We start from the raw sequence: 14472 nt of genomic DNA on the forward strand, positions 1-14472 counted from the left end.
TAGTCAATAAATTTGAAAATAAGACTTAGGTCTTATTTTTATTTAAGAAAATTAAGTTATAATGTAAAGTACATACTTTAAGAAAAGGAAGAGAGTCTTTATGGCCGTTTTGGAATTAAAAAATATTAGGAAATCCTATTTTCTTGGAAAAGAAGAATTTCCTGTCCTCAAAGGAATCAACCTCGAGTTTGAACGTGGTGATTTCGTCAGTCTCCTAGGAGAATCCGGGGGAGGTAAGTCAACTTTGATGAATATCATCGGAGGACTTGACCGTAAATATGAGGGGGATGTCATCGTTGACGGCCTTGCTCAAAAAACAAAAAAAGAAAAAGATATGGATGCTTACCGTCGAGATACTATCGGTTTCATCTTCCAATCTTTCAATCTTGTTAGCTATTTGAGTGTATTAGATAACATTTTAATCAGCCTTAAAATGACAAGCTTATCTGATAAAGAGCGTCATGAAAGAGCGATTGAGCTCACAAAACAAGTTGGTCTTTATGAACACCGTAAGAAAAATCCATCACAACTTTCTGGAGGACAAAAACAAAGAGTCGCAATCGCGCGTGCCCTAGCTTCTGACCCTGAAATTATTCTTGCTGATGAACCTACTGGTGCTCTTGACTCACAAAACACGAAAGAAGTTTTAGCGCTCTTACGTCAAATTGCTCAATCTGGTAAAACAGTAATCGTCGTTACTCACTCACAAGAAGTTGCTGATTACGGTACAAGAATTATCCGTTTGGCCGATGGACAAATCACAGGTGACGAACGTCTAAAAGAACCCTATCCTGTTGAATCACATCAACGGATGAACTCAAAAGCATTGTCATATCGTGATACTTTCAGAACAGCCTTTAAACACTTTACTCACTCTTGGAAAATTAATTTATTAATTGCAATCGGAACAGCAATCGGCCTGTTCTCAGTCATCTTTTTCTTAGGACTAGGAAATGGTGCAACCAAATATATGAATGACACCATTACTTCAAGTGTCAATCCGAATGTGGTTACCATCTTCAAGCGGACAACAACTGATAATAAATTAGGAAATGAGCAAGCACTCCAACAAACGCAACAAGAACTTGGAAATGCTGCTACTAACCTTGACAGTACTCATCTTTCAAAATTGAAAAAAGTTGATAACGTCAAAAAAGTTGAGCCAACTTATTCAATTTCTGGCTTAGGAACACTTACTGCCAGTGATAAATCTAAATCTGGTTTAATGACTCTTGATACTTGGACTCAATCAAATATCAATGATGATTACGTTGCCGGTTCAAAACCTGTTGATGGCGAAATCGCAATCTATGCTAGTGATGCTAAAGAATTAAATAAAGATTATAAATCATTAGTTGGTAAGAAAATTACTTTAAAAATTCCAGCTAAAACAGCTGCTGGAGCAAGTGTTGAAGTTACAAAAGAATTCACTGTATCTGGTATTTTGAAAAATCCTCAAGGCCCAGCAAGCTCTTCTAGCAGCCTAATTGCCACTTACAATACTGTCAAAGCTGCTCTTGAATCTGCTAATGCAGATAGTGATGCCACTTATGCAGTAGTTACAGTTAATAAAGTAGATAATGTCAAATCAACAACTTCTGACATTCAAAACTTGAAAATTGATGGAACAAAAGCATTTGTTACATATAGTGTTACTTCATTCCTCGATGTCATCACTAATATTACAAATATCGTCAGCTATGTTCTTGCCGCTATTGCCGGAATCAGTTTGATTGTCTCAATCTTTATGATTGTTGTTACTACTTACATGTCTGTTGCTGAACGGACAAAAGAAATTGGTGTTATCCGCGCACTCGGTGGACGTAAGAAAGATATTTCTCGTCTCTTCACCGCTGAAAGCTTGATTCTTGGTCTGTCATCAGCCGCTATCGCTATTGGATTTGCCTACCTCGGACAATTCCTCATCAATAAAGCTCTAAGTAGTTTCCTTGACGGGGCAAGTATCGTTCAAATTTCTGGTGGACACATTATCTTTGCGATTATCGTTGCTGTATTAATTGCTCTCCTCGCAAGTTTAGCTCCAAGTGGACGTGCAGCACGTTTGAACACAATTGAAGCCCTCGCTTCTGAATAACATACAAATTCTTCTGTCAGTAATTTCAAATGACTGACAGAACTTGTAGATGAAGTTTATCTACTGACAGCCTCTGTCAGTAAACCTATGATTTCAAAAAATAGACCTTGCCAAAAGACAAAGCCTATTTTTTGTACTTTATATTGTTTGGTGGCCTTCCAGCCTTATGTTAGAATTAAAGTAATAGACAAATAAAAGGAGTATTAATGCAAGAAATAATTATCCAAGTCATGAACCAATTTGGCTACTTTGGTGTTGCCTTTCTCATTATGATTGAGAACATCTTCCCACCAATTCCTTCCGAAGTAATCTTAACTTTCGGTGGTTTCATGACTACTTATAGCGAACTGGGGATTATCGGCATGATTATCGCAGCCACTATTGGTTCTGTGCTTGGTGCATTGATACTCTACTTCGTCGGTCGTCTTTTAAGCGTTGAACGCTTAGAAAAATTAGTTTCTGGACGTTTAGGAAAAGTACTTCGTCTTAAACCAGAGGACATCACAAAAGCTGAAAAATGGTTTTTAAAGAGAGGATATGCAACAATCTTCTTCTGTCGATTCATTCCTTTAATTAGAAGTCTAATTTCAATCCCTGCTGGTTCTGCTAAAATGAAACTCCCAAGTTTTCTTATTTTAACAACCTTGGGAACACTTATTTGGAACATTGTTCTAGTGTGCCTTGGAGCCGCTCTTGGTGATAACTGGGAGATGATTGCTGGAATTCTTGATTCTTACTCTTCAGTTGTGGTTGTGATTTTAGGGATTATTTTCATCCTTGCGATTCTTATCTTTGTCAAGAAACGATTTTTCCCCAAAAATAAAAACTATTCATCTGATACAGAAGAATAAGCTTTAATGCTTATTTTTTTTATAAAATTTCATTAACTTTTGTTATAATTGGTAATACAAAGGAGATTTTATGGTATCTAAAGGGCGTTTAGCCGGTTTTATTGATGCAATTATTGCAGTAATAATGACTATTATGTTATTAGAATTCGAATTACCTAAAACAGGTGGAATTCTTGATTTTTTGAAAGATAATCTCGTCTATCTGATTGCTTACCTTTTGAGTTTTATCTATGTTACAACTTCTTGGTTTAATCAACAATATATGCTTTCACAGGCTGAGAAAATCACTCGTCGAATCTATCATAGTTGCATGATTTGGGTACTCTCATTATCAATGCTTCCTGTACTTTCTGCTTGGGCTGGACGCACAATGGACTTCTTTCATGATTTCGGAATCCACTCACCAAAAGCACCTGCCCTACTCTTTATCGTGATGATTTATATTTGGGGATTTGCATATAGTTATATGACCGATTGTTTTATTGCTGACAATCCTAAAGAAAAGGCTGAACTAATCGCTCAAATGGAAGTTTATCACTATTTACGGAATCCTTTTTGGAAGATTGGAATGGTCATTAGCTTCATTATCACTTTCTTCTATCCCCCTTTTGTATTCATTTATACAGCAGGAGAAATGATTATTGCAACAATAAGAAGTCAAAATAAAAAAAGCTCAACTTAAATCGTTGAGCTTTTTAGTTTATTGACCAACAGTCAATTGTTCTGAAACATACTTAGCATAGAGTGGATGTGTGGCAACAAGTTCATTATGTTTGCCACTCCCTGTGATTTGACCTTTTTCAATGAAGTAAATCTTATCCGCATCAACAATTGTTGAAAGTCTATGCGCAATTACGAGCGTTGTGCGACCTTTCATCAAACTATCTAAAGCCTTTTGAACCATTGATTCTGATTCACTATCCAAACTAGCCGTTGCTTCATCAAGCATCAGGATTTTTGGATTTCTCAAGAAAGCACGAGCAATTGCTAAACGTTGTCTTTGACCACCAGATATTTTCACACCTCGTTCACCAACTTCCGTATTAAGTTGATCAGGCATATTTTCAACAAAGCTTCTTGCAAAAGCTAAGTCAAGAACTTGCCAAAGGTCTTCATCTGTATAGTCTCCTTCAAGTCCATAAGTTAAATTTTCACGAATGGTTCCAGCCATAATTGCTGAATCTTGACTGACAAAACCAATTTGACTCCGCCAATTTTCCAAAGAAATATTATCAATCGGTTGACCATCAATTGTAATTTCTCCTGCCGTTGGTTGATAAAAACGTTCTAAAAGAGAGAAAATTGTTGATTTACCACCACCTGAAGGTCCGGCAAAGGCAATAATTGAATTAGGTTGAGCTTCAAAAGAGATATCACGTAAAATTTGTTCAGAATCATCATAAGCAAAGTCAACATGGCGAGCTGAGAGGGTTTTTCCTTCCAAATCAAGACTTTCTCCTTGATGAAGTACTTCTTGTTCTTCATCAAGTAATTCGGTCAAACGACCTGTTGATCCTGAAGCTTTAGCAAGTTCTGTAAAGAAAGTCGCCACAGTTGGTACGGCTCCGATTAAGTTCATCAAATACATCATCATTCCAAGCAAAGTTCCAAGACTCATGACTCCTGTTGAGATGAGATAAATTCCGTAAGCAAGAAGTCCAAAGATCATCAGCATCATTGATAACATCATAACTGGTGACATCAAACCATCAAAGATGGCTTCTTTTACCCCAATTTTATAAAGGGCATTGACATCATTTTCTGCTTTTTTAGAGGCTTGTTTTTCAGCATTTGAAGATTTTACTAAGCGAATTTCTGATAATGATTCACTAGCAATCCCTTGGAAATTTGCTAAAGAATCTTGTCTAGTTCGCCCAATTTTTTGGCCAAAAGTCATAATCGGGAACATAATGAGCATAACTACTGGAACAGCAATAATCATGGCAAGGGTCAAACGCCATTGCATCTGAAGCATGAAGACAATTGAACCAACCAAAAGTAAAATAGACGTAAAAGCTTGTGGAATACTGTTTGCAATTAAATTTTTAACTTGGGTGGTATCGTTGGCTAAACGAGAACTCATTTCTCCTGTTTTAACTTCATCAAAATATTTTACTGGCAGATGAATCATTTTATCCCAGACACGCGTCCTTAGATTTTTTACAACTGATTCACCAAATATCCCAAGGACAATTGCTGCAATAGCCGAAACAGCAGCTGAACCAATATAAAGAGCGATAACTAAGGCAACTTTGCCACCGTTTACTCCATGTCCAAAACTATTAACAAGTGGTTGAACCATTTTGGGGACTTGTAATTGAATTAGTGTTCCAACGATTCCTGCTAGAATCCCAATGATAAAGAAAAGATAACGTGGCTTTGCAGCACGAATCAATTTGACGAAATGTTTAATGGATGTTTTGTCAACCGCTTTTCCTTCGATACGATTGGCCATTTGTGGACCTCTTTCCATTGTTTGCTTACTTCCTTTTTCTAATTATTGAATTTCAAGACGAAAAGAAATGATTTCAATTACTTTTCGTCTTGAATTATTTTTTATTCTTCCAAATAAACTTTGAGGTTTTCTAAGACAAGTTGATAGCCCGCTGGATTTAGATGCGCTCCATCAAAAGTTAATTCTTTTTTCAAATTGCCATTTTCATCAGATAAACCATCATTAACATCAATAAAGTGAAAATGATGGTTATCTGCAAGTTTTTTTATTTTATCTGAAGCTTTTTGAAACTTTTCATTACTTCTCGTTTCAAATAAAGTTTTTTCATCTGAGTCTTGACCAAAATCAACCGTATTAATCGGATAGTAGCGCATCACATAAACTTGCGTTTGAGGTAATTTACTTTCTATTTGAGAAAGAATTTGATCATAGTTATTCAAAAACTCTTCTTCTGGAATCTCAAAACCGGTATCATTCGTTCCAATATTAATAAAGATTTTTGAAGGTTCCAAATTAAAAATTTGACTCTCTATGTGTTCTAATAAAAATGAGGTCGTCGTGGCTCTAACCGCCCGATTGTAGATATAGTGTGAAAAAGTAACTTCTCCAGCTTCCTCCCACTTCTCAATAGGAAATATCTCCATTAATGATGAGCCAATAAATAAAGTTTGTCCCTTTTTTGCTGATAGGTTTGCCTTGTCATAGTTTTTAAGAAGTTCTTCTTGAAAAGCTGCAAGCTGAGGGTTTATCGTAAGAGCTTTGGTTTCTTTTGACATTATCTTCTCCTATAAATTTAGCTATTTTAAATCCACTCTACTTTGTTTAATTGAGCCACAAACTGTTTCTCAGCTTCTGGTAAAAACTCAATCGGGTGTTTTTTAGACTCTAGCTTTATCATTGATTTTGCAATAATTTTATCGTGCCAGTTAAAAGGGGTCAAATTATTTACCTCCCCTCCAAAGTTTGCGATAGCTACAGCTTTTTTGCGCAAAGGTTCGGCGATTTCTTTTTTAATCACTTTCGTAAAACTATCATATTCAACCATTGTAACGAATGCCGCAAAAGGTTTCGTTTGCAAAATTTCTTGATATTTTTTTAAGAGACTGCCTACTGAACGTTCAAATTTATGACTATAAACAGGGCTGGCAACAATCACAGCATCAAAATCTTTAGGATTTACTACTTCAGCATTTAAATCCACAAGTGTGACCTGATTTAAATGTATCGCTAGCTTTCTAGCGCACTTGGCAGTATTTCCTGTCTTACCAGCGTAAGCGATGAGTGTTCTCATTTTCCGCTCCTTATCTATTCAATCCTTAGAAATCATCCCAGTTTTCTGGTTTTTTAGGTTCTTTATTTTTGTCTGTCTTTGGTTTAGAATCAAAATCTGGACGACGGTTTCCGTCAAAATCACCAAAACGATTTTTCATTTCATCTGAAAAGTGATCCCAATGTTCATTAAAATCGGCTTGATCTCTCCCACCAAAATTATTTTTAAAGCTATCTTTGAGCTGCTTACCAAAGGCTTTCCAATCTTCACCAAACGGAGCTTGTGAGCGTTCGTCACGACGCATACGATTTTGTCCACGTTTCATTTCTTGAGATGAACGACGCATTTCACGTTGCCAATTTTGCATTTCACGGCGCATGTGATTCCCAAATGCATGACGGTCATGAGCATTCATCATATTTTCCATAAATGGATTTCCGAAAAATTGTGCCATTCGTTGGAAATCTTGATCATTACGTGCGTCGTTATTTTCTACTAATTTTTCCATTAGAAAGGCTAATTGTTCTTGTTCTTCATCTGTTAGATTGCCAAAAATTGTTTCTGAAATATCATTATGCATTGTATCACGTGTTTCTTGAGCTTCACGACCTTTATCAGTCAAGAAAATGCGGCTGACACGTTTATCATTCTCATCTTGTTTACGAATAACCATTTCCGCTTCTTCTAATTGTTTAACCTGAGCTGTTACACTTGAAGGTTTAATATCAAGAAGTTCGGCAATTTCTGCATTGGTTAGACCATCTTTATTCCATAATTCAACGAGTAAACCTTGAGCTCCATTGCGGTTACCGCGATTTTTCATTTGTTTTGAAATCCCATCTGCTCTTAAAGCAAAAAGGATGTTTGGATTGTGCAATAGTTTTGAAAATAGATTCAATAAGTTATTTGTTTGTTCTGACATTATGTATTCTCCTTATATCAAATTCTTTGTAATTCGTCATCAAAAGCATAGATTAGTCGTTCATCTGGGCCTTCAATAAGTCTGATGAACCAATTCAATTTTTGAATTATTATTTTTATCATCTTAATCATTGGTTCTCCTTTACTATCTTTTAATTTCTTGAAAAGTTTAAATTAATTAGTTAGTTTATTTTTTATTTACCTAACAAAAAAGATTATAAAACATTTAATTAGTTTTGTCAACACAAAAACTAACTAAATTAAAAAAATCAGCCCACAGACTGATTTTTTATATTATTCATTTCCTAAATCAAGTTGATAAAGTTCCTTAAATGTTGGATTATTCTCCAGTAATGACGCGGGTTTCCCATCAAATTTAATCGAGCCATTTTCTAAAAATAGAACTCGGTCCATATGATGAACACCTAATAAATGATGAGTAATAAAAATAATTGATTTATCACGGAGCTGTTCAAAAAAGAGACTTAAGAGTTGATTTTCTGTGATTGGGTCAAGTGATACAGTTGGTTCATCAAGAATTACAACATCAACATCTGATAAAAGAACCCGTGCCAAGGCTAAGCGTTGACGTTCTCCACCAGAGAATCGTTCTCCCGCTTCATCTACTGGTGTCAGAAGTTTTTGAGGTAATGATTCAACCATTTTACGGAGGCCAACTAATTCAAGAGCTTCCCAAATTTCAGCATCACTGGCATTGAGTTTCGCCAAAGTCAAATTAGAACGAAGGCTTGTCGCAAAAAGATAAGGGGATTGATTAATGACACCAATTTTTTCTTCAACATTTTTAGCTTTAGATGGCTCAACACCAGAAAATTGAATACTTCCACTTTGGGGAACTAAATCTCCTCTGATTAATCCGGCAAGTGTTGATTTACCCACACCTGAACGTCCCAATAGAGCGATATGTTCTCCTTGTTTAACTTCTAAATTAAAATTATCAAAGATTTTTTTATTTTCTTCAAATGAAAATTGGAGATTATTGATGACTAAATCTGTAGAAACAATTTCCTCAGTCCTTACTTCTTCGTCTTGGTCTGGTAAGTCATTTAAACGATTGATTGAATCGCCATAACGTTGCGTTTCAACCACCGCATCAGACAAAGGAGAAAAAGCATCAAATAAAGGGAAGGCAGCAAGACTAACTGCCGCAATATAATTAGGCGCGTCTCCCAATCTTAAGGCACCAGAAGACCAAATCATCAAATAGATCACTAATGCGCCATAGACAACTTGTAAAAATAAATTTCTTCTACGTCCGAAAGCTAATAGTTTGGCTTGAATTTTTCTAGCAGATAATTCAGAACCTCGATAAGCTGTCAGAAAATCTTCTTTTCGTCCTGAAAGCACCCAATCTTGTAATCCTAAAATATCATCTGTCAAATGAGAAAAAAGTTGATTGCGATAAATTTTGAGTTCTTCATCTAATTTTACTGTGAATTTCAAAGAAATTAATGGCAAGATAACAATCAAAAATCCTAAGAAGAGCGCTAAACCTAAAGCAAACCAAAGTGAGAAAAATCCTCCAGCAATAATTAGAGCAATCGATAAACTTCCAGCAATTAAAACTGGAAATAATGTTCTCAAAAAGAGGTCTTGTAGATTTCCAATATCTTCATTAAGAACACCCAATAAGTCACCTAAACGGTAACGATCTGCTAATGTAACGGCCGTTTTTTCCAGTCGCAAATAGAGTTTTTTTCGTAAGAGACTTGTGATTTTTAAAATCCAATTATGAGAAGTTAATCTTTCGACATAATGCATCACTGGTCGTCCAATCCCAAAAATACGTACAAAGAGAACTGGAACATAAATCATTAAAATATTTTCTGGTTTTGTTGCTGATTTAGAAATGACATATCCTGAGCTGAACATCAAAAGTCCCGCCATCGAAATTGTAATCGTTCCTAAGAAAATAGATAGAATAAAGCCTGAACGATTTTTTTTCAAAAATGGAGAAATCCAGTCATTACCGAACAAAATATTTTTTAATTTCATTATTTCTGACCCCCATTATCTGACGAAGCTTGGCTGACAGAGCTGTCAGTAGATTTATCATTTACTGACGAAAAGTTTGACCTCTCAGATTCTTTTTCTTCTTGGTCCTTTACTGATTCGCTCGTTTCATTGTCTAATAAATTTTTGTCATCATCAACCCCACGCATCTGACTAAGTAATTTTTGATAGTAAGTATTTTCAGATAATAGTTGTTCAGGAGTTCCAATTCCTGCGACCTGTCCCTCGTTTAATACAATGACCAAATCCATTGATGAAAGCCAATGAAGACGATGAGTAGCAATGAAAACAAGTTTATTTTCAAGTAAAGGTAAAATATTTGCTTTAATTTCTAATTCGGTTTCAATGTCCAGATGAGCTGTCGGTTCATCAAGAAACAAAATATTGCGGGTATGACTTAAAAATGCTCTGGCTAATGCAACACGTTGAGCCTGTCCCCCTGAAATTGTACGGCCACTGGCCCCAATTTGTCCATCAAGACCAATTTCATCGATAAGACTTTCTAAACCAGCAAGTTTTGCTGCTGCTTTGATTTCGTCATCAGTAGAATCAGGTTCGTAAAAAGCTAAATTTTCACGAAAAGTTCCTGCAAAAATATAAGTCTTTTGTGGAATGAATTGAACTGACTGACGATAGTTTTCGTCAGTTAAAGAAGTCAAACTTTGCTCATTTAGTTTAATTTCACCAGCTGTTGGTTTTAGAAATCCAGCCAGCATTGAAAGCAATGTTGATTTACCAGAACCTGAATTTCCGACAATGGCAATTTTTTTAAAGCCATTTACTGACAGATTAACATTTGAGATTCCACGCCCTGTGTCATAAATTTTTCCTAACTCTGTCAGTTGAAGTTGTGAATTTGCACTCCAAGTTACTTTTTCTGTAAGTACTGACAAAGTATTTTCCTCAGTTGATAGAACTTCATTAACAGCTGCCAAAGCATTTTTTCCATTAAGCGTCGCATGATAATCACTTGCAAAATCACGCAGTGGAAGGAAATATTCTGGCGCTAAAATTAGAGCCGCTAAAGCTGGAAAAAGTAAAATATCACCGCTCATTAACCGAAGTCCCAAAAAAAGTGCGACAACAGCAACCGAAAGACTTGCAAAAAAATCAAGGGCAAAGGTTGAAAGCATAGCAATTCTCAATGCGCCCATCGTTTCTTTACGAAAGTCTTCAGAAGTTTTATAAATTGAATTTGAGTAATCTTTAGACAATCCAAAATATTTCAATGTAGAAATTCCACGCAATGAATCTAAAAAGTGATTTGATAAATATTGGAAAGTTTTATATTGACGTTCAGCACGTCCTTGTGCTGCGTATCCCAATAGAATCATAAAAATAATTGCAAAAGGAAATGTCAAAGTTAACACAATTCCACTTTGCCAATCAAGAAAATACACTGGAATCAAAATTAACATTGGGATGATCATCATATTTAAGACTTTGGATAGGACCAATTTAATATAATTTTTAACCTGATCAATTCCTGTGATTACTGTTGTTGCAGCTGAGCCCGAACCTAAATTAGCAATAGCAACTGGACCAAGTCGGAAAAATTTATCCAACATATCCCCCCGCAATTTTGTTGCTAATTGGTAAGCAAGTTTATCCAGAGCCTTTGAACGACCAAAATTAATAATTTCACGGCTCAAAAAGCAAGCAAAAAAGCCCAAAACCCAAGGAATGGTATGAGAAAATAATTGTCCTTGCCAAAGCTTAGTAATCGCAGTAGCTAGAAATAAAGCTTGACCAGCAATTGCAATGAATTGAAAAACTGCCAGAATCCCCAATATCGGAAACATTCTTCTTACACCTGGCAGTTCAAAAAGAGATTTATCAATCATGTTTAAAGTTACTGATGAGATAATATTTTACTGACAGAACTTACCAACAAAGCTGACAGTTCCTAAAATCTGCTCATAGAATTTCTGTCAGTAAAATAAAATTCCTCAGTTCCTTTCTAAAAAATTTAGGTCAGAAAAATTTTCCTGACCATAATATGTAGTTGTCTTAATTAATTATATCAATTTACAAACTAATCTGAAAATAACTGGTTCAACCAGTTATTTTCATGTTTTATTTTTTAATTCTTTTTCTGAAAATGAAATAGGTCCAGCCCATATAGATGAGTACAAATGGTAAGATAACCAGAGTAATGATCGTCATTGTTTTCAAAGTATAGCCTGTTGAACTAGCATTTTTAATCAAAATACTGTGAGCAGGGTTAGTTGCAATCATTACACGTGGGAAAATCCCTTGGAAAATCAATGCAACAAGGGCAATGAAAGTCAAACCTGAAGCCAAGAAAGCAGACATTTCTTTTCCTGCACGAACAGATAAATGTGCCACAAGAGTTAGAATAACAATCAAAGCAAGTAAAACTAAAGTTCCAATAAAATGTTTTTCAAAGAAATCAGTGAAAATAGCTAGCAATACAGCAAATACAACTTCACCAGCATAAAGAACAAAATAGAGGATATTAGCTATCTTTGCAGCTCTCTCACGCAAAGCTCCCTCTGTTTTCAAAGCTAAATAATTTAAGCCATGAAGCCAAGCTAAGAGCGTTACAGCAACACCACCAACGACTGACAAAAAGTTAACGTAAGTAGTAAAAGTAGCAGTCACATTTCCTTTAGCATCCATTGGAACGCCTTGAATCATACTTGTAAACATCAATCCAAAGAGAAATGGAATAGCAAAACTTGCAACGCCCAAAACTTTTGTCCAGAGCATTTTTCCTTTTTCCGTATGTGAGTGATGACGAAATTCAAATGTTACTCCCCGGAAAATCAAACCTACTAAAATCAAAAATAGAATAAGATAGAAACCAGAGAACAATGAAGCATACCAATAAGGGAATGAAGCAAACATTGCCCCACCGGCAGTTAATAACCAAACTTCATTCAAATCCCAAACTGGGCCAATTGATCCGATAGCTTGTTCAACCTCACGTTTGTCCTTGGCAATTGTGATTGCACTCATTCCTACACCGTAGTCAAAACCTTCGAGGAAGAAAAAGCCACTAAATAATACTCCAACAATAATAAACCAAAAAAGTTGTAATCCAGTCATTATTTATCCACCCCTTTCTCATCAGTTTCTTTTTGAATTTCACTATCTTCTTTTGATGAAGAAGCAAAATTTTCTTGACTAAATGAATCTAAAGAAACATAAGCTGTTTCCGCTCCTTCTACTCCTTGTTTCATTCTTTGAAGCGTAAAGTAAACCATTACAGCACCAAGGAAACAGAACAGGAAGAAATAGACGATATTTGAGAATAAAAGTGAACCGACAGAAACATTTGGTGAAACTGAATCTTTGATTGTAAATAAACCATAAACTGTCCAAGGATAACGACCAAGTTCAGTAACTAACCAACCTGAGGTAATCGCAAGGAAAGGTGCAAATAGCATCCAACGATAAACTTGTAAGCCAAATTTATTTTCATATAGACTTGGTTTTTTCTTTCTAGTCCAAAATAGCCCCAGAGCAGAAAGTAAAATCATTAACATTGATAGACCGGCCATAATCCGGAAAGTCCAGAAGAGAACCGTTACTGGTGGGAAGAAATTTCCGCCAATTTCTTTAGCTACATCAGGATATTTCTTTTGAAGTTGAGCGTTAATTTCATTCATCCCTTCAACCGAACCGCTTGGACGGTGATAAGTCAGAATTGAAAGCATATAAGGAATTTGAATTCCAAATACTTCTTTGTGGTCAGCTTCATTAAAGAAGGCAACCATATCCCAAGCCGCAGGGTCAGGTGTTGTTTCATAAACCCCTTCAGTTGCAGCAAATTTCATAGGTTGAGAGTTTTTAACTTCAATCATTTGTTGGTCACCAGCAACAAAGTTACCAACTGCACCGATTAGAGCTACTAAAAGTCCTAAACGTAAAACTGGTTTAAACATATCAATTTCACGATTTTTAAGAATTTGATAAGCTGAAATACCAGCAACCACAAAACCACCAGTTACAAGGAAACCTGTTGCCACGTGGCTAAATTCCAAAATAGTTTGAGGATTTGTCAAAAGGGCAGAGAAACTTGTTAATGTTGCTCGTCCACCTTTAACTTCATATCCCACTGGATTTTGCATCCATGAGTTTGCCGCTAAAATCCATAAAGATGATAAGAAGGTCCCAACAAATACAATCCAAAGTGTTGCATTGTGCAATTTCTTACCCAATTTATCCCAACCAAACATCCATACTCCAAGGAATGTAGATTCCAAGAAGAAGGCAAGTAAGGCCTCAACGGCTAAAGGTGCGCCAAATATATCACCAACATAGCGGGAATAATCTGACCAGTTCATTCCAAATTGAAATTCTTGGATAATACCAGTTACGACCCCTACTGCAAAGGATAAGAGCATAATTGATCCAAAAAATTTCGTCCGTTTTTTCCATTTTTCATCACCAGTTTTCACATAGATAGTTTCCATGATCGCTGTCATGAGAACCATTCCGACAGAAAGTGGTACAAAGAAAAAGTGGAAGATTGTCGTCATCGCAAACTGAAAGCGTGCGAGAGTTTCAATGGTAAACATTGTTTATCTCCTTATTTTTTATTTACTATATATCAAATAGATATAGACTAATTTTAAAAATATTTTTATCTAAGACTAATTTTGTCCTTGGTTTAATAAAAATATTTATTTTATTAATAAATAAAATAAGAGAATTTTTAAAGTTAACAAGATTTTTCAATAATAATTAATAATTAAAAATATCAGTTCTAATCGTAAATCTATAACTTTTCACTATTTCTTATCAATTTATTTATTAATTTAGCAACAGAAAAACAATAATTATTTTTTCTACAGGCCTCTTCTCAGTATCTTTTCAA

The 14472-nt window shown here is 35.4% G+C and carries 11 protein-coding genes; 3 read left to right on the forward strand and 8 right to left on the reverse strand.

All coding sequences use genetic code 11. From position 1 onward, the window contains the following. Window positions 1–100: 100 nt before the first annotated feature. From PYW37_RS09155 to PYW37_RS09165, 3 genes are all read left to right on the forward strand, one after another. Entirely contained in the window at window positions 101–2095 is a 1995-nt protein-coding gene (locus PYW37_RS09155; protein WP_023188896.1) for an ABC transporter ATP-binding protein/permease, read from the forward strand. A 206-nt stretch (window positions 2096–2301) separates the two neighbouring features. Next, window positions 2302–2946, forward strand: coding sequence for a DedA family protein (locus PYW37_RS09160; RefSeq protein ID WP_025016751.1), 645 nt, complete (start codon window positions 2302–2304; stop codon window positions 2944–2946). A 70-nt stretch (window positions 2947–3016) separates the two neighbouring features. Beyond that, entirely contained in the window at window positions 3017–3628 is a 612-nt protein-coding gene (locus PYW37_RS09165) for a TMEM175 family protein (protein ID WP_015426050.1), read from the forward strand. An 18-nt stretch (window positions 3629–3646) separates the two neighbouring features. Here the strand turns inward: PYW37_RS09165 and lmrA are convergent, their stop codons facing one another. From lmrA to PYW37_RS09205, 8 genes are all read right to left on the reverse strand, one after another. Further along, entirely contained in the window at window positions 3647–5401 is a 1755-nt protein-coding gene (lmrA, locus tag PYW37_RS09170) for a multidrug efflux ABC transporter LmrA (protein WP_032943351.1), read from the reverse strand. 101 nt (window positions 5402–5502) lie between these two features. After that, complete coding sequence (locus PYW37_RS09175) at window positions 5503–6177, reverse strand: SGNH/GDSL hydrolase family protein (RefSeq protein ID WP_025016752.1); 675 nt, start codon at window positions 6175–6177, stop codon at window positions 5503–5505. Between the two features lie 26 nt (window positions 6178–6203). After that, window positions 6204–6692, reverse strand: a complete 489-nt coding sequence (locus tag PYW37_RS09180; protein ID WP_044009626.1) for a flavodoxin domain-containing protein — start codon at window positions 6690–6692, stop codon at window positions 6204–6206. A 25-nt stretch (window positions 6693–6717) separates the two neighbouring features. Next, window positions 6718–7593: a MarR family winged helix-turn-helix transcriptional regulator gene (locus tag PYW37_RS09185; protein ID WP_023188899.1), complete on the reverse strand. Its 876-nt coding sequence runs from the start codon at window positions 7591–7593 to the stop codon at window positions 6718–6720. 293 nt (window positions 7594–7886) lie between these two features. Next, window positions 7887–9608, reverse strand: a complete 1722-nt coding sequence (cydC, locus tag PYW37_RS09190; RefSeq protein WP_003129642.1) for a thiol reductant ABC exporter subunit CydC — start codon at window positions 9606–9608, stop codon at window positions 7887–7889. Next, window positions 9608–11470 carry a thiol reductant ABC exporter subunit CydD gene (gene cydD, locus PYW37_RS09195; protein ID WP_025016754.1) on the reverse strand — a complete coding sequence of 621 codons (1863 nt, stop codon included), beginning with the start codon at window positions 11468–11470 and terminating at the stop codon, window positions 9608–9610. Before cydD ends, cydC begins: the two co-directional genes overlap by 1 nt. Before the next feature lie 232 nt (window positions 11471–11702). Next, complete coding sequence (cydB, locus tag PYW37_RS09200; protein ID WP_023188901.1) at window positions 11703–12698, reverse strand: cytochrome d ubiquinol oxidase subunit II; 996 nt, start codon at window positions 12696–12698, stop codon at window positions 11703–11705. Beyond that, on the reverse strand, window positions 12698–14173 hold the full coding sequence (locus PYW37_RS09205; protein WP_010905520.1) for a cytochrome ubiquinol oxidase subunit I: 1476 nt from the start codon (window positions 14171–14173) through the stop codon (window positions 12698–12700). Before PYW37_RS09205 ends, cydB begins: the two co-directional genes overlap by 1 nt. Between the last annotated feature and the right edge of the window lie 299 nt (window positions 14174–14472).

This window comes from Lactococcus lactis (assembly GCF_029023865.1).
GTDB classification, from domain to species: Bacteria; Bacillota; Bacilli; order Lactobacillales; family Streptococcaceae; genus Lactococcus; species Lactococcus lactis.